This is a genomic window from Psychroserpens damuponensis, assembly GCF_000826655.1.
Lineage (GTDB): Bacteria > Bacteroidota > Bacteroidia > Flavobacteriales > Flavobacteriaceae > Psychroserpens > Psychroserpens damuponensis.
In genome coordinates this window covers 61,381-84,161 of sequence record NZ_JXJO01000003.1, presented here as the reverse complement: position 1 = coordinate 84,161, position 22,781 = coordinate 61,381, and the positions used below count along the sequence as shown (strand labels likewise).

At 32.7% G+C, this 22,781-nt stretch carries 17 protein-coding genes; 7 read left to right on the top strand and 10 right to left on the bottom strand.

Going from position 1 to position 22,781, the window contains the following annotated elements; translation table 11 throughout:
* Positions 1-9 precede the first annotated feature (9 nt).
* Positions 10-594 carry an RNA polymerase sigma factor gene (locus TD29_RS01985; RefSeq protein ID WP_040278549.1) on the bottom strand — a complete coding sequence of 195 codons (585 nt, stop codon included), beginning with the start codon at positions 592-594 and terminating at the stop codon, positions 10-12.
* Between the two features lie 230 nt (positions 595-824).
* Between TD29_RS01985 and uvrA the strand changes: the two genes are divergently transcribed.
* On the top strand, positions 825-3,608 hold the full coding sequence (gene uvrA, locus TD29_RS01980) for an excinuclease ABC subunit UvrA (RefSeq protein ID WP_040278548.1): 2,784 nt from the start codon (positions 825-827) through the stop codon (positions 3,606-3,608).
* Positions 3,609-3,619: 11 nt separating this feature from the next.
* Here uvrA and TD29_RS01975 read toward each other — a convergent pair whose 3' ends face one another.
* Positions 3,620-4,819 (bottom strand): DUF3667 domain-containing protein, encoded by a 1,200-nt coding sequence (locus TD29_RS01975; protein WP_241485195.1) that lies wholly within the window; start codon positions 4,817-4,819, stop codon positions 3,620-3,622.
* Positions 4,820-4,974: 155 nt separating this feature from the next.
* On the opposite strand from TD29_RS01975, the gene TD29_RS01970 reads away from it, so the two are divergent.
* Positions 4,975-5,655 (top strand): hypothetical protein, encoded by a 681-nt coding sequence (locus TD29_RS01970; RefSeq protein WP_040278546.1) that lies wholly within the window; start codon positions 4,975-4,977, stop codon positions 5,653-5,655.
* An 81-nt stretch (positions 5,656-5,736) separates the two neighbouring features.
* Here TD29_RS01970 and TD29_RS01965 read toward each other — a convergent pair whose 3' ends face one another.
* Positions 5,737-6,351 (bottom strand): aspartyl/asparaginyl beta-hydroxylase domain-containing protein, encoded by a 615-nt coding sequence (locus TD29_RS01965; RefSeq protein ID WP_040278545.1) that lies wholly within the window; start codon positions 6,349-6,351, stop codon positions 5,737-5,739.
* Positions 6,352-6,525: 174 nt separating this feature from the next.
* Between TD29_RS01965 and TD29_RS01960 the strand changes: the two genes are divergently transcribed.
* Positions 6,526-7,656 (top strand): hypothetical protein, encoded by a 1,131-nt coding sequence (locus TD29_RS01960; RefSeq protein ID WP_040278543.1) that lies wholly within the window; start codon positions 6,526-6,528, stop codon positions 7,654-7,656.
* A gap of 255 nt (positions 7,657-7,911) precedes the next feature.
* Here TD29_RS01960 and TD29_RS01955 read toward each other — a convergent pair whose 3' ends face one another.
* From TD29_RS01955 to TD29_RS01935, 4 genes are all read right to left on the bottom strand, one after another.
* A complete protein-coding gene (locus TD29_RS01955) occupies positions 7,912-9,369 on the bottom strand; it encodes a lipopolysaccharide biosynthesis protein (protein ID WP_040278541.1) in 1,458 nt (485 codons plus the stop codon).
* Positions 9,369-10,646, bottom strand: a complete 1,278-nt coding sequence (locus tag TD29_RS01950) for a glycosyltransferase family 4 protein (protein ID WP_040278539.1) — start codon at positions 10,644-10,646, stop codon at positions 9,369-9,371. Before TD29_RS01950 ends, TD29_RS01955 begins: the two co-directional genes overlap by 1 nt.
* A gap of 457 nt (positions 10,647-11,103) precedes the next feature.
* Positions 11,104-13,569 (bottom strand): YfhO family protein, encoded by a 2,466-nt coding sequence (locus TD29_RS01940; RefSeq protein ID WP_040278536.1) that lies wholly within the window; start codon positions 13,567-13,569, stop codon positions 11,104-11,106.
* 134 nt (positions 13,570-13,703) lie between these two features.
* Positions 13,704-13,985 (bottom strand): DUF4834 family protein, encoded by a 282-nt coding sequence (locus TD29_RS01935; RefSeq protein WP_040278535.1) that lies wholly within the window; start codon positions 13,983-13,985, stop codon positions 13,704-13,706.
* Positions 13,986-14,087: 102 nt separating this feature from the next.
* Here TD29_RS01935 and TD29_RS01930 point away from each other — a divergent pair, with 102 nt between their 5' ends.
* From TD29_RS01930 to TD29_RS01920, 3 genes are read left to right on the top strand one after another with little or no spacing between them, the layout of a single operon-like run.
* Positions 14,088-15,077 carry a transporter gene (locus tag TD29_RS01930; RefSeq protein ID WP_040278533.1) on the top strand — a complete coding sequence of 330 codons (990 nt, stop codon included), beginning with the start codon at positions 14,088-14,090 and terminating at the stop codon, positions 15,075-15,077.
* A 9-nt stretch (positions 15,078-15,086) separates the two neighbouring features.
* Positions 15,087-16,205, top strand: coding sequence for a GNAT family N-acetyltransferase (locus TD29_RS01925; protein WP_040278532.1), 1,119 nt, complete (start codon positions 15,087-15,089; stop codon positions 16,203-16,205).
* Positions 16,206-16,227: 22 nt separating this feature from the next.
* Positions 16,228-17,514, top strand: coding sequence for an APC family permease (locus TD29_RS01920; RefSeq protein ID WP_040278530.1), 1,287 nt, complete (start codon positions 16,228-16,230; stop codon positions 17,512-17,514).
* Between the two features lie 59 nt (positions 17,515-17,573).
* Here TD29_RS01920 and TD29_RS01915 read toward each other — a convergent pair whose 3' ends face one another.
* The 3 genes from TD29_RS01915 to TD29_RS01905 all read right to left on the bottom strand — a co-directional run bounded on the left by TD29_RS01915 (position 17,574) and on the right by TD29_RS01905 (position 22,217).
* Positions 17,574-18,833: an aminotransferase class I/II-fold pyridoxal phosphate-dependent enzyme gene (locus tag TD29_RS01915; RefSeq protein ID WP_040278529.1), complete on the bottom strand. Its 1,260-nt coding sequence runs from the start codon at positions 18,831-18,833 to the stop codon at positions 17,574-17,576.
* 211 nt (positions 18,834-19,044) lie between these two features.
* Positions 19,045-20,082, bottom strand: a complete 1,038-nt coding sequence (locus TD29_RS01910) for a PLP-dependent cysteine synthase family protein (RefSeq protein ID WP_040278527.1) — start codon at positions 20,080-20,082, stop codon at positions 19,045-19,047.
* 74 nt (positions 20,083-20,156) lie between these two features.
* Entirely contained in the window at positions 20,157-22,217 is a 2,061-nt protein-coding gene (locus TD29_RS01905) for a S9 family peptidase (RefSeq protein WP_040278526.1), read from the bottom strand.
* A gap of 96 nt (positions 22,218-22,313) precedes the next feature.
* On the opposite strand from TD29_RS01905, the gene TD29_RS01900 reads away from it, so the two are divergent.
* A complete protein-coding gene (locus TD29_RS01900) occupies positions 22,314-22,637 on the top strand; it encodes a YbaB/EbfC family nucleoid-associated protein (RefSeq protein WP_040278524.1) in 324 nt (107 codons plus the stop codon).
* Positions 22,638-22,781 lie beyond the last annotated feature (144 nt).

Genomic DNA, 22,781 nt, shown 5'->3' with positions numbered 1-22,781 from the left:
TTTATTATATCAGTTTGTTAAAACGATATTATTTTGATCTATCACCTTTCTTAAATTAATGAGTGCATAACGCATTCTTCCCAAAGCTGTATTGATACTCACACCTGTACGCTCAGAAATTTCCTTAAAACTCATATCTTTATACATACGCATAACCAAAACCTCTTTTTGATCATTAGGTAGTTCTTGTATAAGTCGTCGTAAATCACATTCTACTTGATCTTTAATTAACCGCTTTTCTGCATTTAGAGCAGGATCACCAAGCACAGAAAAAATATTAAAATCTCCAGTATTATCAAATTTTGGCATTCTATTATTTCTACGGAAATGATCTATAACCAAATTATGAGAAATACGCATAACCCAAGGTAAAAACTTACCTTCTTCGTTGTATTTACCTAATTTTAAATTCTTAATCACCTTAATAAAGGCATCTTGAAAAATATCTTCAGTGATATCTCTATCAAATACTTTTGAATAAATAAAACTGTAAATGCGTTGTTTGTGTCTGTTGATAAGGATTGATAGAGCGCTTTCGTCTCCATTCATGTAGTTCTTAACTAAAACAGCGTCCGTGATAAGCTCGTGTCTCATAATAATTACTTTAATGGCAAAGAATTTAATCTTAGCTTGGGGTTAAATGTTTAAAGTAATATTATTTTATAAGCACTCTGTTTTAATAGTTTATGTTCCCAAATATAACAACAATCATTCCGTAATTCCAAAAAAAACGATCAAACTTTAACATTTTTGTCAATAATAATCCATTTTTTAGGCATTTATAAAAGACTTATCTTTGCATCTTTATATTCGCCAAAACACCTATGAACATTAATATTCTAGATCTTAATCCAAAAGAAAACATCATCATAAAAGGTGCAAAACTGCACAATTTAAAAAATATCGATGTGGTTATCCCAAGAAATAAATTAGTGGTAATCACTGGTTTATCAGGATCTGGAAAATCTAGTTTAGCGTTTGACACTTTGTATGCAGAGGGCCAACGACGTTATGTAGAAAGTTTATCTAGTTATGCTCGTCAATTTTTAGGCCGACTTAATAAACCAAAAGTTGATGTTATAAAAGGAATTGCTCCTGCCATTGCTATTGAGCAAAAAGTGAATAGTACAAATCCAAGGTCTACGGTTGGTACCACAACAGAAATTTACGATTATTTAAAACTGTTATTTGCTAGAGTAGGAAAAACATACTCTCCTATTTCGGGTAATATAGTCAAAAAACATCGCACTAAAGATGTTTTAGAATTAGTAAAGTCATTTGACGAGCGGGAAAAACTCTTACTCCTATCTCCCATTATTCTTGAAGAAGGACGAACAATGAAAGACAAACTCAATGTTCTTAAACAACAAGGATATGCTAGAGTTCAATACAAAAATGATGTTTTAAGAATTGATGATGCTATAGAGAAAGACATAAAAAAAGATGTTTTTTTAGTGGTTGATCGAATTATCGTTAAACACGAAGAAGATTTTTATAACAGGCTAGCAGATGCCATTGAAACAGCTTTTTTTGAAGGTAAAGGAACAACCATTATAGAAGTACTTTCTAATAGACAACGAACAGAATTCAATAATAAATTTGAATTAGATGGGATGACGTTTTTAGAACCTAATCCGCATTTATTTAGTTTCAACAACCCTTATGGAGCATGTCCAAAATGTGAAGGTTATGGTGATGTTATAGGTATTGATGAAGAGTTAGTCATCCCAAATACAGGATTATCAGTTTATGAAAATGCCATTTTTCCATGGAGAGGTGAAAGTATGAGCTACTATCGTGATCAATTAGTAAATAACTGTCATAAATTTGATTTCCCTATTCATAAGCCATTTTTTGAACTCACCACAGAACAAAAACAATTGGTTTGGGATGGGAATCAATATTTTGAAGGACTTCATTCTTTTTTTTCAGAACTAGAATCTAAAGCCTATAAAATCCAAAATCGCGTAATGTTATCTCGCTATCGCGGAAAAACAAAATGTACGGTTTGTAAAGGTAAACGCCTACGTGAAGAAGCTAATTATGTGAAAGTTGCCAATGTAACAATTACAGATTTGGTTGAAATGCCTCTAGATCAATTAGCGTCATTTTTCAAACAATTAGAATTAGATGATCATGATACAACCATTGCCAAGCGCTTATTAAAAGAAATTAATAATAGACTCACATTTTTAAGTAATGTAGGTTTAGATTATTTAACGCTTAATAGAAAATCAAACACACTTTCTGGTGGTGAAAGTCAACGAATAAATCTAGCAACATCTCTTGGTAGTAGCCTTGTTGGTTCAATGTATATTTTAGATGAACCCAGTATTGGTCTACATCCAAAAGATACCGAAAAATTAATTAAAGTGCTCATTGCGCTTCGTGATTTAGGCAATACTGTAATTGTTGTTGAGCATGATGAAGACATCATGAAAGCTGCAGACGAAATCATAGATATTGGTCCTAAAGCTGGAACATTAGGTGGCGAAGTTGTCGCTACCGGAACGTTTAAAGACATTCTAAAATCTAAATCATTAACAGCACAATATTTAAATGAAACGCTTCAAATTGAGCTTCCGCAGAAAAGAAGAACCTCAAAATACCAAGTCGAGATTGTTGGTGCCAAAGCTAATAACCTTAAAAATATAGATGTTATTTTTCCGTTGGAAATGTTAACGGTCATCACAGGTGTTTCTGGTAGTGGAAAAAGTACGCTAGTTAAAAAAATATTGTTTCCAGCCATGCAAAAAAAGCTAACTGGTTTTGGTGATAAACCTGGTCAGTTTACAGAACTTAAAGGCAATTTCGCGAATATAAAACATATTGAATTTGTTGATCAAAATCCAATAGGACGATCATCTCGTTCTAATCCTGTGACATACATTAAAGCATATGATGATATTAGAGCGTTATACGCCAAACAAAAATTAAGTAATATTAGAAACTACCAGGCTAAACATTTTAGTTTCAATGTTGATGGTGGTCGATGTGAAACTTGTAAAGGTGATGGTGAAGTTACCATAGAAATGCAATTTATGGCAGATGTGCATTTAACTTGTGAAACTTGTCATGGTAAACGTTTCAAAAAAGATGTGCTCGAGGTAACTTTTGAAGGCAAAAACATTGATGATATTTTAACCATGACCATTGATGATGCTATTGCATTTTTTGACACTCATAATGTCACAAAAATTAAAAATAAGCTACAACCTCTTCAAGATGTTGGTTTGGGTTATGTGGCTTTAGGGCAAAGTTCTTCAACGCTTTCTGGTGGTGAAGCCCAACGTATTAAATTGGCTTCTTTCCTCGGAAAAGGGAGTAAAAGCGATAATGCGCTATTTATTTTTGATGAGCCAACTACAGGATTACACTTTCATGATATTAAGAAACTTTTGAAATCATTTCAAGCCCTCATCAAAAAAGGTCATTCTATCATTGTTATAGAACATAATTTAGATTTAATAAAAAGTGCCGATTATATTATTGACTTGGGTCCTGAAGGAGGAATTCGAGGCGGACAGCTTATGGCTCAAGGTACACCAGAAGACATTGCTAAAAACAAAAAGTCAATTACAGGTGTTTATTTAAAAGACAAATTATAATCTAAAACCTTTTAATACATCATAAAAGATAATAAGCCAATAATCATCACTGCTGTTGGTACCACTAAGGTCATAAATGTGAATGTTGCCACGCTACATTTAAAGAAACTCAAAAACCAACCTTGACCATAAAACCGTTTGAGCGCTATAAATAAGTAAAAAAACGTTGAAAGCGCTATTAACCAATCTATTCCGTCTGGCACATCCCAAAAAATGTTTATTCCAAAAATGAAACTAAATACCATAAAAAGGAATGAGAAGTAATAAAAGCTAAACACGAGGTGATGAGCATACCTTCCTTTTCTAAAATATAAAACTTTTAAAATGAGTGCAAAAATTGGTAATAAGAAGAACATTGCTAGTGGTACGGTATCATAAAACGCTTTTAAAATATTACCTCCATCTCTAGCTTTATAAAATTTTAAAGCTTGTGCATACAATTTTCTTGTCATCCAACCATCATCTGGTTCTAATCCCATGGCTGTATAAATCTCCTTATCTGAAGCATTTATTGCTATTAGAGAGTCCATATCTTTAGTTGCAAAATCAAAATGTGTGGCTTTATTTTTTCTATAATCATCTCTAGTCACAATGGAATCTATTTGCTTTTCATCCATACCTGTGAGCCATTTATTATCCACTAATGCCTCTTTAACTTGGGCTCGTCCAATAGAATCTTTACGCCTAGCTTCAACCCTATTTAACGAATCCTTTTTGCGTTGCTTTAATGAATCGGTGAATACAACAGCATTTTCATTAGACAGTTCTTTTTTTAATTCTCTATTAAGGGTTTCGGTTTGGTTACGTACTGTAAAAGAAAATATAAAGAAAAAAACAACAGTAATAAACAAATACATTTGAGCAGGATGCAGATACAATAAACGTTTACCTTCAAGAAATTTTCTAGCTAAGTATCCTGGTCTAAACATTAAAGGAATAAAGCTTTTTAAAAAACGAGCATCAAATGAAAAGTAGTTACTTATGGTATTATAGAATAAAACGCCTAAGGTGAGATCTTCATTTACTTTTTGTCCGCATTTGGGACAAAATTCAAATTCTTCTTTAATCTCAGATTCGCAATTCTGACATGTGATTAATTGGCTTCCCATTACTATAGATTGGTTGTTGCCATAAATGTAATAAAAATGATGGTTTTGTGTATGAGATATTTCCGAAGAAAAAATAAATAACCCTAAATAAAATAATATCATACCGATAAAGGCAGTTATTTGACAAACAACAACAAATTGATTATTAACTATTTATGATTTTTGGCACACAAGTTGTTTTATTCCTTTCAAATAGCGTAAGTCTGAAAGTTTCTAAAAGAGTTAGAAATTAAGACGAAATCTAAAAACCTATAATTATGAAAAAGCAAGTACTTTTTATTGCAGCCGTGTTAATAGGATTAACATCTGCACAGGCAACTTCAACAGGATATGTTGTGAGTCATGGGGAAGATTTAAATAATACACGCTATCGTTTTGCCGAACCAATTGTGTTCATTGAACGTGGTGTAGAATTTTTAATTTTTCCTGATGGAAGCTTTGATTTCAATACAGAAATTCAAAACAATGTTTCCCAAATGTATTACAGATCATCTCCAACTAGACGAAGTTCGGTAAATACAACTTATGGAGCTCCAGGAACTGTAAATCGAGTTCGTTTTTCTACACCAAGACCAAGAGGTGTAATTATTACACATGATCGTAATGGTAAGGTACGTAGAATTGGAAATGTATTTATCAATTATGATAGAGAAGGTAGAATTAAACGTGCAGGATCTGTATATATGAGTTACCAACGAACTACTGGGTTAATTCGTCAGGTTGGCGGATTAAAAATTAATTACAACAATTGGGGAGAAATTATTCATGCTACTGGTGTTGTAAACCATAGTAATGCCAACCATAATTATGGTATTAATCATGGAGATAACGTACAACATTATGATGGTTATGATACTAATTATAATACTAATGAAGACTATTATTACTATCGTAAAGATGGTCATGTAAAAAAGCAAACAAAATATAAAAGAAGTTAAAATGTAGTAGTTAGGTTGATTGTTCACTTTTTGGTGAACAGGACTAAAATCCCGAAGCGTTTCCACAAACCTTCGGGATTTTTATGTTATCGTTATTGTACCACAAAAACTTTCTTCAATTAATTCTTTAATATTTTTATTTGGTATCATATCCATGGTTAAATTTACCCGCTCTGTATCTCCAGAGTTTACAACACGATGTGCATCGGTTAATTTTAAATACCAACATTCACCAGGTTGCATATTTACAGGACTATTATTTAAATAAAAAGTTGTTTCATTAGTGCTTAAAATTGGTATTGTTAAACGTATTACAGACTCTTCAATTTCTAATCCAAGGGTTGGGTCTTTGTGTTCTTTAACTTCAGATTTTGGAGCTAGACGAAGCAGTCTCACTAATGTGACAGTAGTAATCTCTTTGAAACTATCTACTATACTTTTCAAATATGGAGATGCGTTTAACTCATCTGTATCTAACCAATTTGTCCATGATCCATTTGCATAATCTTTTGCTGGTGGCGGAACTGGTAATGACGTATCTACCATATGTGCTGGAGCTCTTAATTGTATAACGTTATAATATTCAAATGCATTGAGCTGTAACTTTAAATAGTCTTCCTGCATAAGAGTTGCATCAAAATTAAAGGGTAGTTTAATACGATCTTTTTCTAATATTATCTCCTGTAACGTTTTCATATAAATTGTATCTCATATTTTAGTTTGTACAATTTAATTATCTATCGGCTTCCATTTATAGGTAAATACACCTGATTTTACAAAATACTAGAAGTCAACACAATAAGTATTGTTTTCGATTTTTGGCACGCTAATTGTTTTATATACAACGTAATCAAAAAACACTTTACAATTATGAAAAAGATACTATCAATATTTACCCTTTTGCTCCTAGCAGGAACAACGGTAAGCGCAACAACCACCAACACGGCAAAATCTAATACTACAAACAACTATGTTAGAGGTTATGGCAATTCTTTCATATTTGTTGAAGGAGGTGTTGAGTTTTCGGTGTTTCCTGATGGGCAATTTGATTTCTACATGCAAAATTACGGTCCAGATGTAACTGTCGGAATTAATACACCAGGACTCTCTATTAGTTTTAACTCTGGTTTTGACTACAATCCTTATGTACAATATGACGATTTTGGAGCCATCATACAAGTTGAAAACACAGCAATTTATTACGATCATTATGGTCGAGTAACTCAAATTGGCAATGTGAATATTAACTATAATTCGTTTGGACGTATCACTCGATTAGGAGGTTTGTATGTACATTATAATAGAAACAGAGTTTATACGCATTATACTGGTTTTATAAATGCATATAATAGAGCTTATGTATATAGACCATGGCATACTTATTATGTGGTTCCACCGGTAAATTACTGTGTTGTATATGCAAGACCATATAGACAATATTATACACCTGTGAGACATACATATTACAGACCTTACAGAGATAATTTTAGACAACCTGTAAGGGTGAATAGTAGACGTGGTACAGTTGCTACAACGAGTCGTAGACAAACTACAATGAATAATCGTTATAGACAAGAAGCAACGCCTAGACGCACTTCTAATAGAAATGTAACGTCCTCTCCAAGAACGTCAACTAGAAATAATAGAGCAACAACATCAACACGAAGCACGTCTCATAGACAAACATCTACTCCACGAGTACATAGAAATAACACAAAAGTAACTCCTAGAACATCAACACCTAGAACAGTTACTCCTAGAACATCGACACCAAGAACTCCAAATGTGACCAAATCACCTAGAGCAGTGTCTAATAAAAAAACGAGTGTTAGAAAACCAAATACAACTAATTCTCGTATATCTAATAACAAGCGAAGTACAACTTCAAGAAGTGCGACACAATCTAGAAGTACGCGTAGCTCGCAAATAAAAAAATCAAGTTCAAGAACGTCTTCTAATTCTAGAAGTTCTGGAACGAGCAGATCGAGATCTCGCTCATAACATCATAAAGTTTTGGTTGGTTAGTAGATCGTCCCATAAGCGTATGCCTCAAAGCACCTTATGGGACTTTCTCATTTATAATCACAAATGAGTATCTCATTTTAAACTTAACACATAACGTCTTGTGGAATTTTTAAGAGAAGTGATTTAACTATTAAAGCTTACCCCTTTCGTGTTTCGTTTGAGTAAACGTAATCCACCTTTCCTCGAGAAGGGAAACCTATTATTCTAGATGATTAAAGAATCTTACTCACATCATTTAAGTTTCAAATATTTTCTAATAGCTTCGGAAATATCTACAGACACATTTAATTTAAAAATTAACAAGCCATAGACGATACTAATTACCAAAGATTTTAGAGCAATATTCATATAGGCATTAAACGGAAATTCCCAAAAATAGAACCCAACTACCAATAGTATCAAAAGGATTGTGATTTTTAAAGTTTCCGAAGTAAAAGGAAGCATTTTAAATTTTTGCTTCACAAATATGATTTTAATCGTATTGTAAACCACAATGGCAATAAATGTGGCCAATCCTGCACCATTAATACCAAATCTAGGAATTAAAATCAAATTAAGAATAATTGCCAATACAGCCAAAATAACACCAAAAACCAATACCATTCTATAATAATCGCTATTAAATAAAATCGCGTTGTTATTTCCCAAGAGGTTGTCATAAAGCTTAGCAATACTTATGAGAAAAACAACAACTAAGCCACCACTAAATTCCGAAGGAATAATGACATACAGTTGATTGATATTTAAAACGATTAACAGAAAAATTAATCCGCTAATGATATAAAGTGTTAGTGAACTTCTTTGATACAAATTTTTAAGCCCTTCCTTGTTGTTTTCATTCAAAAACTGAGCTGTGAGCGGTAATAATATTTGATGCATTGCGCGTTGCGGAACCGCAATTACCGTCGCAATAAAAACAGCGACACTGTAGTAAGCAACCTTCTCGATATCTATATAATTATTAAGCATAAATTTATCAAGATCTAAGATGATTGTTGCAATAGAACCTGCAATAATAATTAGTGATGAGTATTTTAAAATAGCACTTAATTTATCAATTCTATTAAATCTAAATACAGGAAGTCTTGTGCTAAATGCATAACACATCATAATGAGCGCTCTTAATATATACACACCTACTATACCCAACATAAATTGATCTATATCTATAAATTTAAAGTAGATTGCAAATAACAATAACATGGCTCCTACACGATGAAATATTTCTTTCATAAAATTACCAAATACAGTTTGCATTTGTACCTTCATCCAAGCATAGAACACTTCAAAATACGCCATAGATAAGGCAGTAAGAAAAATATACCATAGGTAATCTCTAACGATTTCGTTTTTTGTTGTTAAAGCATCTGCAATCGTATCATAAGCCACATAACCAACAAATGCCAACGGAATTGACAACACTATTGGTAAAAAAAGCATCAATGTTAAAAAACTATTGAGTGCATTTTTGGTTTTAAAAGTTGAGTAGAATTTTACAATTGTATTATGCGCTCCAAAAGCCATTAATGGCATCATAATATTGGCTGCAGAAAGGATGTATGCTACAAGACCGTAATATTCATCACTTATAAAATTGGTATATAAAAACAGTGCATTAATTGCTCCTAAACCAAACCCAAGATAGGTGGTTATTGTGTTTTTTAAGGATTGATTAAGTACAATTCCCATTAGATAATTCTAGACAATACTTTGGTTAGTGATTTTCTGCTATATTGCTCCAACCCTATTGCATTTACTGTTAAAGTGTTGGATTTATAAGCATCAAAATACGACAAAATTTGTGATTTCATCTGTTCCTTGTCACTGTAATAAAAATACTGACCAGTATTTGTAGATTTTAAAATGGTTTCTACATCAGAGTCGGTTGGACCAACAGCAATAATTGGAGTACCCGAAGCCATGTATTCAAACAATTTTCCTGGAATAATCACTTTAGTATCATCAGAATCTATCTCAACCATCAACAACACACGAGATGCCATTTGCGCTTTTATAGCGTCCTTATGCGTTACATAACCAACAGAATTGATGTGGGATTCTAATCCAAATGCTTTAAGCGTATGCAACACATCTTCACTCACAACACCTATTAATTTGAGTTCAAATTCACTTCGGAAATTTTCATTCTCATCAATAAGTTCTTTTATTGAAGCCCATAATTGCTTTGGGTTTCTTTCACTTAATAAAGAGCCAATATGTGCTAACGTGAATTTTTTATCTTTTTCTGGACGTTCAATCTTATGAGCATCATAACCATTAGTGATAACCGTTACAGGCTGTTTTGTTTTAGACAAAAATTCTTTTTTTGTGTTCTCACTAGTAACAATAATTTCGTCTGCAGTTTGCAGTGCTTGAGCTTCTAATGTTTTATGTTTTTCTGCTGAAGATGGAGATAACTTCAACGCTTTGTGATACCCAATGGTTGTCCAAGGATCTCTAAAATCGGCAATCCACTTTACGCCTAGTTGCGCTTTTAATTGCAAACCAATAAGATGTAAACTATGAGGTGGACCCGTTGTAATTATGGTTTCAATATTATTTTCTTGAATATATTTCGCAAGAAATTGCACAGACGGTTTTACCCAACCCTTTCGCGCATCAGGTATAAAAAAATTACCTCTAACATACAATAGTAAACGTTGCACGACGCTTTGCTTTTTTTTCTTCGGAATTACGCCAGAGCTAATCTGTTTAGAATCTTTTTTTGATAATAAATTTGCAAAACGGTAAGGCTCGCTAATAGGTTGTTTTAAAATTTTAATTTCCGAAGAAACTTCATTTAATAAACTCTCATCTACAATTGGGTAGCTTGGATTTTCAGGGCAATAGACAATGGGTTCAATGCCAAACTCAGGCAAGTATTTCACAAACTTCAACCATCGTTGAACGCCTGGACCTCCAGCTGGTGGCCAATAGTATGTGATGATTAGGGTTTGTTTTTTCATAACTCAACAGAAATTTCTTCCAATTATACCATATATAATTGCAATTGTCATTATGGGAGACGCCATTATAAAAGTTGAATACCGAAAGTGATAGAAGAAGTTTTTGTTATTCCATTCATTTTTAATCCAAATTCCATGAATAGGCTCTTTCCCTTGAGAAACGAAAAATGGTTCTTTTTTAAATACAAATTCGAACAATTTCATAATACTTTTAACTATAATCAAAGTAATACAAGGAGAAAATGTCATTAATAACAACTGTCTTTTACAAAGATAATTCCAACCAAAGTATTGCATTACAACTCCAATCCATCCAATTAAAAAAGTGATTTTAAAAAAGCGTATAAAATATTTTCTAATTTTTAAATCTTCAGAAAAAAAAACAATTAACACACTAAAAATCACGTATATGATAATTAGCATATAAAAGTAAACTTCTGAGAGCGTCATAAAAACCTTAATTAGTTTTAGTCTCTTTCGTTCTAAACCCAAACCAAACACCAGCAATTAACAACAATCCAAAAACCACAGAACTTCCAAGCGCAATCATGCTTCCGGTTTGTACGACTTTAGGTTCAAATTTAAATTCGATATCATGAGTTCCTGCAGGAATTTGTAAACCTCTTAGTGTGTAATCAACGCGTTGTATTGGTGTTTCTTTTCCGTCTATGGTTGCTATCCAACCGTTTCCGTAGTACATTTCAGAAAACACAGCAAAACCTTCATTTGAGTTTGATGACTTGTAGGTTAATTTATTGGGTTGATGTGCTGTTAATGTTATGGTAGCTGTAGAATCTACTTGATAACTTGAAGGCATTGGAAGCGCTTTAATTAATCCTTTCGCTCTAATGGGATATTCATAAATAGCCTCATCCATTGTATTCAAACTATCTAAAGCCGTTATCGCATCATTCGCCGAAGCTACTTGTCTAAGTTTAGATACAAACCACGCATTTCCATTAGCATCTTCATTAACATAGGGAAAGACTTGCCCTTGTTCTTCAGCAATAAAATATTTGGTATTGAGCATATTGAGAACATTCATATTATTTTTTACAATATGAAAATCAAACAACTCATCAAAGCGTTTTAATTTTGCTGCATGATACCCACTTAATGAGTTATGAAAATAGGCTGCTCTTGCTGGAGCTCTACTACCTTCATTTGAAATATCTAAAACTCTAAAGTGGCCTTTATCTTCTAGAATTTCTAAATCTGCCGCATTGGGTTGATAGGGTTTATCAACTTTATATGCTGACACAAAATTATCTGTATTAACGTAACGTCTATCAACTCCTACTAAATCAAACAGAATTAAAATAGCAAAAATCCCAACCACTAGAGGTTCAGAAATTTTCTTTCTAAGGAACATAAAAATTGTTCCTGCAGACAGCAATACCAAAATTAATGTACGCAAGGTATCTTGGGTGAAAAATGCTTTTCTATCTGCTCTAAGGGCATCAATATAACCTTGACCATATTCTCCATAGGCTTGTCTATAATAACCATCATTGGCTCCAACAAATTCAAAGAATGTTGATTTAAAAAGTAGAAATATTAATGCTAAACCTCCAACAATTGCTAGAGAGATTTTAAGTGCTTTAAGTTTATGTTCGTCTTTATCAAAATCATTAAAAAGTCTTACCAAACCAAAAATGGCTAACACAGGTACGCACAATTCTACAATTACTTGTATAGAACTCACGGCTCTAAATTTATTGTACAACGGCACGTAATCGATAAAAAAGTTGGTTAGGAACCCTAGATTTTTTCCGTAGGATAAAAAGAGTGTTAACAGTGTACCACCAACAAGCCACCATTTTAAACGACCTCTCACTAAAAACAAGGCAAATACAAATAAAAATATTAGTACTGCTCCAATATAAGCTGGTGCTTCAACGATTGTTTGTTCTCCCCAATATGTGGGAGCGCTTTGCGATTCTTGTAAGGCTTGAACAGGTGTTGCTCCTATATTTCTAAAAAATTTGTAAATCTCTGAGTCTTTACCTACGTCTTCTCCACTTCCGCCTCCTAAAAACCTTGGGATAAAAAGGTTAAATGTTTCTAATTTACCATAACTGTACTCTGTAATATATTCTTTACTTAAACCTGAGGATACTTCTTTTGGTGAACCATCAGGATTTATGGTTAATTCACTTTGTCCGCGTGTACTTTCTTTAACATATTCTTGGGTGGCAAGAATATTAGTAGCATTGAGTCCAATGGCCAACATTAATGCAACCACCATTAAACCAACCGATTTAAAATAGTGTGGCAACATTTTCTTTCTAAAAGCATCTACTAAATAAGCAAGACCTAAAACCACAACTAACAACATTAAATAATAGGTCATTTGAAAATGGTTGGCTCCAATCTCTAAACCTAAGGCCACTGCTGTAAGCAGAAAACCTGCGATATATTTGTGCCTAAACGTGAGTACAATACCTGCGAGAACTAAAGGCATATAGGCAATGGCATGTGCTTTACTGTTGTGGCCAACACCTAAAATTATAATGAGATATGTAGAAAAACCAAAGGCTAATGCACCTAAAGCTGCGAGTTTAAAATCTACTTTGAGACAAAGTAAGAGTATGTAAAATCCTATAAAATAAATAAAAAGATAATCGGCAGGACGTGGTAAAAAACGCAATACAGTATCTAATTTTTTAATGTAGTTATGAGGATATCGTGCACCTAATTGGTATGTTGGCATACCTCCAAAAGCACTATTGGTCCAATAGGTTTCTTCTCCTGTTGTAGCTTTAAATTCTTTTTGCTGCTCAGCCATACCAATATAATGCATGATATCACTTTGGTAGATTTTTTTTCCTTGTAAAACCGGACTAAAATAGGCTAATGAAATGGCTACAAAACCAACTAAAACCAATAAATGAGGCAGAAATTTTTTAAATGAAAATTGCATGAAACGCTATTAAATAGATTGTTGCTGAAAAGTAGCTATTTTTTTTAAAAGATAAGGTTTAAAAAGGCTACAAAGTGTGAGTCATTAAAATTTCCGAAGAAAAAATGAACTATATAAAACACTATAAAAAGGAATTAATCGACTTCCTCATAATCAATATATTCACCTACTTTTTTGTTTGAACCAGAGTTTCTATTTGGCATTTTATCTATAACAGTTTCACCTTCCCTTTGCTTAGGTTGTTGACGTTGTTGCTGTTGACCAAATTGACCTTCAAACTTTTGCTGCATTTTTTTAGACATGTAACGCATTAAATATGGTGCAAAAAATCGTGACAATATTTTTATAGCGTACCACACCAAAAGTATAATAAGAATGGTTCTTACAAAACCATATAATGATGCTTGTTGTAACATTAAATTAAATTTATTCAAAAATACAATTATCTCTATATAATTACTGTTATTAATACTTAAAAATTATATAAAATCTCTATATTTGAATTTAATCGATAACCTATGAAACCTATCAAAAAAGCACTCATATTTTTTACTTGTCTCTTTGTACAGATTGTGTTTGCCCAATATACTGATGTTATTAATTCTAACAGACCAGGTGTCTCTAAAAGTGCTTTCTCTGTAGGTACAAATGTGGCACAAGTAGAAGTAGGACCTTATATTGTTAATGAAGAGCATACTCCATTAAAATATGAAGTTTCTGGATTTGGTGTTGATTTTACAGCACGCTATGGTTTACTTTTTGAAGAACTAGAACTTAATATAGAAGGAACCTACCAAAACGACACCTTTACTGATAATCGCTCTACAATTTCTTATGAAGACAAGCGCTCAAATTTTAAGCAATTGACCGTTGGAGCAAAATATTTAGTTTATGATCCTTATAAATTAAAAGATGGTGAAGAAGAAGAAAAACCAAATTTATATAGCTATCATGCTAACCATTCATTTAAATGGAAATCACTAATTCCTGCAGTTGCCGTATATGCTGGCGCCAATTTTGACACCAAAAACAACCCATATACAGGACCAGGAATTGAAGGTTTTAGCCCTAAAATAATGGTGGCTTCACAAAATAATTTTTCAGGTGGTTGGGTTTTAGTTACTAACCTATTAATGGATAGAATTGGTACAGACTACTCAGAGTTTCAATACATCATAACTTTGACCCATTCTTTCAATCCGCAATGGGTAATATTTGCAGAAACACAAGGCATTAAAAGTGATTTTTATGCAGATAACCTATTCCGTTTTGGAGGAGGCTATTTATGGAGTAAAGATTTTCAATTAGATACTGCTTTAACCTTTAATAGTAAAGATACACCTTCTGTTTTTGGTGTTAACTTCGGAATGTCTTACCGCTTCGATTTTCATGTAGATAAAGAAACAGACAATGGTAATTCTAGAAAAGATGCCGACAAACGGAAACCAAAAAAGAAAAAAGGCAAAAACAAAAGAGAAAATGATTTTGATGACGACGGAAGCCTTTAAGCATAAACTATGATTACAGTTAAAGAAATTCATTCAAAAAAGGAATTAAAACAATTTGTAAAATTCCCTTTTAAAATTTATCAAGATTCAAAATATTGGGTTCCTCCTATTATTAGACAAGAATTAGAAACCTTTAATAAGGATAAAAACCCCATTTTTGAAGATGCAGAGGCTCGCTTTTTCTTAGCTTATAAAAATGATGAAATTGTTGGTAGAATTGCAGCCATAATAAACTGGTTAGAGGTTAACAACCAAAACCAGAAAAAAATGCGTTTTGGTTGGTTTGATTTTATTGATGATTTAGAAGTTTCAAAAGCACTTTTAAATGAAGTAAACCGTATTGGAAAAGAAAACAATCTCGATTATACCGAAGGTCCTGTAGGATTCTCAAACCTAGATAAAGTTGGTGTTATTACCGAAGGTTTTGATACCATAGCACCAATGATTACATGGTACAACCATCCCTACTATGTTAATCATTACAAAGCTCATGGTTATGCCATAGAAAAAAATTATTCTGAAAGTCGTTTCCCTTTTGAAAACGTAAAACCAGAGTTCTTTAAAAAAGCACAAGAACTTATTAAAAGGCGCTACCAACTCAAAGCACTAAAATTCACCAAAACTTCTGAAGTCATGCCATATGCTGATAAGATGTTTGATTTATTTAACGAAAGCTACTCCTCATTATCATCATTTGTTGCCATAACAGATATTCAAAAAGCCTATTTTAAAAAGAAATTTATTAGTTTTATTAACCCAGACTATATCAAATTTGTTGTCGATAAAGATGATGAACTTGTTGGTTTTGCTATTGTAATGCCTGCATTTTCTAAAGCACTTCAAAAAGCAAATGGTAAATTATTCCCTTTTGGATTTAGACATATCTTAAAAGCGAAAACAAATAGTAAAGACGTTATTTTCTATTTAATTGGGATTCACCCAAAATATCAAAATAAAGGTGTTCATGCTGTAATTTTTAACGAATACTATGAAACCTTTAGAAAACTTGGTATAGAAACGTGTTATAGAACACCAGAGTTAGAAGACAATGAAGCCATTCATAAAATATGGAAACATTTTTTTCCTGAGGTATATAGAAGACGTAAAACATTTAGAAAACCACTTTAGTTAACCCTAACATAGAATTGCAATGAGTGACCAAATAAGTTTAAAAAGTGCAATTTCTATAGGTATTGGTGGCATGGTTGGAGGCGGCATATTTGCTGTGCTTGGCCTTGCTGTATCCTTATCAAAAGGCGCAACTCCATTGGCCTTTCTCTTTGCTGGCATTGTGGCTTTAATCACATCTTACTCCTATGTAAAACTTACACTTAGTTTTCCTGACAATGGAGGTACCGTAAAATATATAAATGAAGGGTTTGGAAAAACCATATTTAGCGGTTCTATAAATAATTTATTATGGATTAGCTATATCATTATGCTATCACTGTATGCTTCGGCATTTGGATCCTATGCACCAAATCTTTTAGAACTAACTGGTAATACCAATATCGATACACATATATACTCTAGTGCTATCGTAATTGTCGCAACTATTATCAATTATTATAGCGTAAAAGTAGTATCTACGATAGAGTCTTATTCCGTAGCTATTAAGCTTATTATTCTATTAGCTTTTATTGTAATAGGTATTTATGGTCTCTTCGGAAATGCTAACTTACCACAACTATCGGCTAAAAATTGGGAAACTCCGCTCCAAATTCTAACTGCAGGGATGGTGATTTTTGTAGCCTATGAAGGATTTGAGCTCATTGCTAATGCTGGATCAAACATAATAAACCCAAAAGTAAATATTCCAAAAGCATATTACTACTCTGTAGGATTTGTAATTTTACTTTACATCATAATTTCTATTGTAACTGTAGGCTCATTATCTTTTGAAACTATAAAATCGGCTGAAGAATATGTTTTAGCCGAAGCCGCTAAACCAATGTTAGGCCAACTAGGCTTTACAGTGATGACAATTGCGGCTTTAATTTCAACGTTTTCTGCAATAAATGCATCGTTATACGGCGGAAGTCGCGTTAGTTTTCAAATTGCTGAAGATGATGAACTACCTCATGAGCTAACCGGTAAATTGTGGAATCAACCTATAGGTCTAATCATTACAGCAATGGCAACCCTAATTCTTGTCAATTTCTTAAAATTAGAGAGTATTTCTACAGCAGGTAGCGTAGGATTTTTAATCATTTTTGCTGTTGTAAATTATGTCGGATTTAAATTAAGTAAACACATCAATGCGAAACGATGGATACCTCTTATTGGTTGTATTCTTTGCATGTTATCATTAATAGTGTTGATTATAAAACAATTTGAATCTAACCAAACAGGAGTTATAGTAGCATTGGCTATTGTTATATTTTGTTTTATAATAGAATACCTTTATAAAACTACAGAAAAGAGAAAGGCATCTTAAACAAAAAAAATCCGAATCAATTAAGAATCGGATATTTTTATCTTTATAAAAGTTTTATACTATTCACCCATTGCAGCCATAACTGAAGCAGATAAGCGTTTGTAAGTTCCGTTTACTAAACGCTCTCTAATAGCATCAAATGCATCAAGTGTATCAGACACATCTTGTAATGTGTGTGTTGCTGTAGGAATCATTCTTAATAAAATTAATCCTTTTGGTATTACTGGATACACAACGATAGAACAGAAAATGCCATAGTTTTCACGCAAATCACGAACTAAAGCCATCGCTTCAGGAATACTACCTTTAAGATATACAGGCGTTACACAACTTTGCGTAGTACCAATATCAAAACCACGTTCTTTTAATCCAGATTGTAAAGCATCGACAATAGTCCATAAATTCTTTTTCAATTCTGGCATTGTACGCAACATATCTAATCGTTTTAATGCACCTACAACAAGTTGCATTTGTAACGATTTAGCAAACATTTGCGAACGCAAATTATATTTCAAATAATCGATAATTTCTTGATCTGCTGCAATAAAAGCTCCAGTACTTGCTAGAGACTTCGCAAATGTTGCAAAATACACATCGATATCATCTTGTACGCCTTGCTCTTCACCTGCTCCTGCTCCTGTTTTTCCTAAGGTTCCAAAACCGTGAGCATCATCAACAAATAATCTAAAATTATATTTCTTTTTAAGCGCTACAATTTCTTTTAAACGACCTTGCTCACCTCTCATTCCAAAGACACCTTCAGAAATTACAAGAATTCCTCCTCCAGTTTGCTCTGCCATTTTAGTAGCACGCTCTAAGTTTTTCTCTAAACTCTCAACATCATTATGCTTATAAGTAAAACGTTTACCCATGTGTAAACGCACACCATCAATAATACAAGCATGAGCATCTACATCATATACAATAATGTCATCTTTAGATACTAAAGCATCTACTGTAGACACCATACCTTGATAACCAAAGTTTAGCAAATATGCTGCTTCTTTATTTACAAACTCAGCAAGTTCGTTTTGCAGTTGTTCGTGAAGTTCAGTGTGACCAGACATCATACGTGCTCCCATTGGATAAGCGGATCCATATTGAGCAGCAGCTTCTGCATCTACTTTACGAACTTCAGGATGATTAGCTAATCCTAAATAGTCATTAATACTCCAAGTAATAACTTCTTTTCCTTGAAATTTCATTCTATTAGAAATTTCTCCTTCTAGCTTAGGAAACACAAAATAGCCTTCTGCTTGAGAAGCCCATTTTCCTAATGGTCCTTTGTCCTTATATATCTTTGCAAATAAATCCTTCATTTATAAGTCAGTTTTAGTCATATTAGTTGTTAGAGTTTGCCTAGGGTTCTAATTTTCCGAAGAAAAAAGAAGACAGACTGTCTGCAAAATTAGTTAATTAAATTATGACAGCATAATATTTTTATGAACCAATGTTCATAATTAATTCAAATACAAAAAATCCTATTACTTTATAGTGTAATAGGATTTTTAAAAGCATCGATGATGCTATTTATTTTACATACTGAATTTTTTCAGCAATTGCTGTTTTACTATCAAAAAATCCTTGATCTTCCATCCATTTGTCACTATATACTTTGCTCATATAACGCGATCCATGATCTGGAAAAATTACAACGACCTTATCGTCTTTTTTAAACTCGCCTTCTTCGCTAAGTTGTTTTAGAGCTTGCATTGCTGCTCCACTAGTATACCCAACAAAAAGACCTTCTGTTTTAGAAATCTCACGTGCTGTATGTGCACTTTCTTCATCTGTAACTTTTACAAACTTGTCTATTAAATCAAAGTCTGTAGCGGTTGGAATTAAGTTTTTACCTAAACCTTCAATACGGTAAGGGTAAATCTCTTTATCATCAAACTCACGAGTTTCATGATATTTTTTTAATACCGAACCATAAGCATCAACTCCAATAACTTTTACGTTTGGATTTTGCTCTTTTAAGTATTTAGATATACCTGAGATGGTTCCTCCTGTCCCACTACAAGCTACTAAATGTGTGATTTGTCCTTCGGTTTGTTCCCAAATTTCTGGACCTGTAGAATGGTAGTGCGCGTCTAAATTTAATTCGTTAAAGTACTGGTTAATATATACAGAACCTTTAATTTCATGATGTAAGCGTTTTGCTACTTGGTAGTATGAACGAGGATCGTCTGCTTTAACATTTGCAGGACACACATAAACTTGTGCTCCCATTGACTTCAACATATCAATCTTATCTGCAGATGATTTTGAACTCACAGCTAAAATACATTCATATCCTTTAATGATACTTACCATAGCAATACTAAAACCTGTATTACCAGATGTTGTTTCTATAATCGTATCACCAGGAGATAAGATACCTTTTCTTTCAGCTTCTTCAATAATGTGAAGTGCAATTCTGTCTTTTGACGAATGACCTGGATTAAATGCTTCAACTTTTGCAAAAAAGTCACCATCAAAACCTTTAGTCACTTTATTTAATTTGATGAGGGGAGTTTTACCTATTAATTGTAAAACGTTATCAAATACTTTAATGTCTTTTTTCATAAATGCTATTTATCAGTTTCCTACTTTTTAAATCTGAAACGTATAACCTTGCAAAATTACGTTATTTTTTTTAATTAGACCAAAATACCTTCTAAATCCAGTAAAAATGCATATTCTTGAGCATCTTCTTTAAGAGATTCGAATCTTCCTGAAGCTCCACCATGACCAGCATCCATATTAGTACTAAAAAATAATTTGTTATTATTTTTCTTTAATGTTCTTAGCTTTGCTACCCACTTTGCTGGCTCCCAATATTGTACTTGAGAATCATTTAAACCAGCAGTAACCAGTAAATGTGGATAATCTTGAGCCTTAACATTATCATAAGGAGAATAACTCTTTATATACTCATAATAGTCTTTATCATTAGGATTTCCCCATTCGTCATATTCTCCTGTTGTTAAAGGGATTGTATCATCTAGCATTGTAGAAATAACATCCACAAAAGGTACTTGTGATATGATACCATTATATAATTGTGGAGCTTCATTAAGGATTACTCCCATTAATAAACCTCCTGCACTTCCTCCCATTGCGTATAAATGTGCTGCAGAAGTATAATTGTTCTCAATTAAATGTTTCGAGCAATCTATAAAATCGGTGAACGTATTCTTCTTTTTTAGGAGTTTTCCGTTTTCATACCAATCTCTGCCTAAGTACTCGCTTCCTCTAACATGAGCTATTACATAAATAAAACCTCTATCTAATAAACTTAATCGTATGGTAGAGAAGTAAGGATCTATTGTAGAACCATAACTTCCGTAGGCATATTGAAGTAAGGGTGCATTACCATTGAGCTTAGTGTCTTTTCGTCTAACAATAGACATTGGGATTTTTGTACCATCATTGGCAGTTGCCCAAATACGCTCAGATGTATAATTATGTTTGTCAAAACTAGCATCTATTACTTGTTGCTCTTTTTTGATTTCTCGTTCTTTGGTGCGCATATTGAAATCAATTACCGAAGCTGGATTAGTTAGCGAATTATAACTAAATCTTAAAATTTCGGTATCAAAATCAACATTGGTTCCAGTATTTGCGGTGTACGTTTCATTATCAAAAGGAAAGTAATAATCTTCGGTTTTATCCCAACGTGTGATTCTAATCTCATTTAAGCCATTGGTACGCTCGTTGATTACTAAATAATCTTTAAATATCTCAATATCTTCTAACAAAACCTCTTCACGATGTGCGATTACCTCAACCCAATTATCAATTTCAGTTTTTGTTTCTGATGTTTTCATCAATTTAAAATTGATGGCTTCGTCTTTATTTGTCAACATATAAAAGTGATCACCAAAATGTGATATACTGTATTCTAGTCCTCGAATTCGTCGTTGAAATAAGTTAAAAGGCTCATCAGGAGTGTCTGCATTTAAAATATGAAATTCATTTGTTAATGTACTGTAACAAGCAATAACAATATATTTTCTAGATTTTGTTTTATAGACTGCTGCGCCAAAGGTATCATCTTCTTCTGTAAAAACTAACACATCTTGCTTTTCAGAATCACCAATTTTATGCTTATAAATTTCATTAGACCTTAAGGTTTGCTCATCTTTTTTAGCATAAAACAAGGTTGAATTATCATTTGCCCAAGTAGAAGAACCTGTCGTATTTTCAATGGCATCTGAAAACACCTCATTTGTAATCAAGCTCTTAATTTGTAATGTATATTGTCGTCTACCAGTGAGATCCATACCAAAAGTAATCATAGTATTATCTGGACTCACACTTAACCCAACTAATTTAAAATAAGCATGGCCTTCTGCCATTTTATTACAATCAAAAAGCAATTCTTCTTCAGCATCTAGCGTTTCTTTTCTTCGTGTATAAATAGGGTAACCTTTCCCTTTTTCATATCTAACAATGTACCAATACCCATTGTATTTATAAGGAACTGAAGAATCATCTTCCTTGATTCTAGCTTTCATTTCTTCAAAAAGCTGCACCTCAAATTCTTTGGTGTGCGCTGTTTCTTTCTCATAATACTCATTTTCTGCATTGAGATAATCTAACACATTTTGATCGTCTCTTTGGTTAAGCCAAAAATAATTATCTATTCTTAAGTCGTTATGGATTTCTAATTCCTTCGGAATTATTCTAGCTACAGGAGCTTCAATGGTTTTCTTCATATATATATCTTCGGAAACTAATGCGATAGCATTTTTTCTTTTTAAAAGCGTTGCAATTTAGTAATTTTGTTGTTTAAATATTTAATACAGATTATTATGTTTGGAGATATGATGGGAATGATGGGCAAACTCAAAGATGCTCAAAAAAAAGTTGAGGAAACGAAAGAACGTTTACACACCGTTTTAATTGACATGAAAAGTCATGACGAGAAGGTAAAAGTTACTATTACTGCAAATCGTACGCTGAAATCTATTGAAATAGATGACGAATTACTTCAAGATAAAGATATGTTAGAAGATTATTTGATTCTTACAATTAACAAAGCTATAGCTCGTGCAACAACTCTACACGAGACTGAAGTAGCTGCTGTTGCAAAAGAAGGTATGCCAAATATTCCTGGTATGGATTTGTTTAAATAATTTATATCTTTAAATAAAATTTAAATCATTGTAATTATGAAGAAATTGCTTCCATTTATCTTATTATTTGTTTCAATTAATCTCTTTTCGCAAAATTCTTCTTGTGATTTCTCTGATGGAAATTATCATTACTCATTGTTATTA